We start from the raw sequence: 1,166 nt of genomic DNA on the forward strand, positions 1-1,166 counted from the left end.
GTGGGGGGAGATATGAGTAGCAAAGCAGCAGCAACCATAGTTGGGATTGTGGCGACCGCATTGTATTCCGGACTGGGAATGGCGGCAGCGGCGGACCCTTACCAGTTAAACTTGCCCGAGCCGCAAACGCCGATAGCCCAGCAGATATACGATCTGCACACGCTGGTTTTATGGATATGCCTGGTGATATTCGTGGGTGTGTTCGGGGTCATGTTGTATTCCATACTCAAGCACCGCAAATCCTTGAACTACCCGGCGGCGAACTTCCATCACAGCACCACGGTCGAGATCATCTGGACTGGCATCCCGTTCCTCATCCTGGTTGGCATGGCCTATCCCTCCACCAAGACCATCATCGACATGAAGGACACCTCCAGTTCCGAGATCACCATCAAGAGCACGGGTTACCAATGGAAATGGGGTTACGACTACCTGACGGGCGAAGGAGAAGGCATCAGTTTCCTGAGCAGCCTGTCCACCCCCCGCGACCAGATCGAGAACACCACGCCCAAGGGTGAGAACTACCTGCTGGAAGTAGACAACCCGCTGGTCGTGCCCACCGGCAAGAAGATACGCGTACTGCTCACCGCCAACGACGTACTGCACGCGTGGTGGGTACCTGCCCTGGGCGTAAAGCAGGACGCCATCCCCGGCTTCATACGCGACGTCTGGTTCACCATTGAAAAGCCTGGCACCTATCGCGGCCAATGCGCCGAACTCTGCGGCAAGGAGCACGGTTTCATGCCGATCGTCGTAGAAGCGGTGACGCCGGAGAAATATGCGCAGTGGGTGGCTGAACAGAAAAGCAAGACGGCTGCGGCGGCCGAAGACGTGAGCAAAGAATTTACGGCGGAAGAGCTGAAAGCCGAAGGCGAGAAAGTCTACACCGCCAACTGTGTTGCCTGCCATCAGGCCAATGGCCAGGGCATACCCGGGACCTTTGCCGCGCTGGCCGGCTCGAAGATTGCCAACGGTCCCAAGGCCGGCCATGTCGACATTGTCATGAATGGAAAGACCGGCACGGCAATGGCCGCATTCAAGCACCTGTCGGATGTACAAATCGCGGCGGTGGTCACCTACGAACGTAATGCCTGGGGAAATACCGCAGGCGACGTGGTGCAGCCATCGGAAATCAACCAGTTCAGAAAATAGCATCAAGGAGGACA

1 protein-coding gene is annotated in these 1,166 nt (G+C 57.2%); it reads left to right on the forward strand.

The window, feature by feature from the left end; translation table 11 throughout:
• The first annotated feature begins 78 nt into the window (after nucleotides 1-78).
• Nucleotides 79-1,152, forward strand: a complete 1,074-nt coding sequence (coxB, locus tag BUA28_RS15250; protein ID WP_072768995.1) for a cytochrome c oxidase subunit II — start codon at nucleotides 79-81, stop codon at nucleotides 1,150-1,152.
• The last annotated feature ends 14 nt before the right edge of the window (nucleotides 1,153-1,166 follow it).

Origin of the sequence: Nitrosospira sp. Nsp11, from assembly GCF_900142705.1 — a bacterium.
In the GTDB taxonomy this organism is placed as follows: Bacteria; Pseudomonadota; Gammaproteobacteria; order Burkholderiales; family Nitrosomonadaceae; genus Nitrosospira.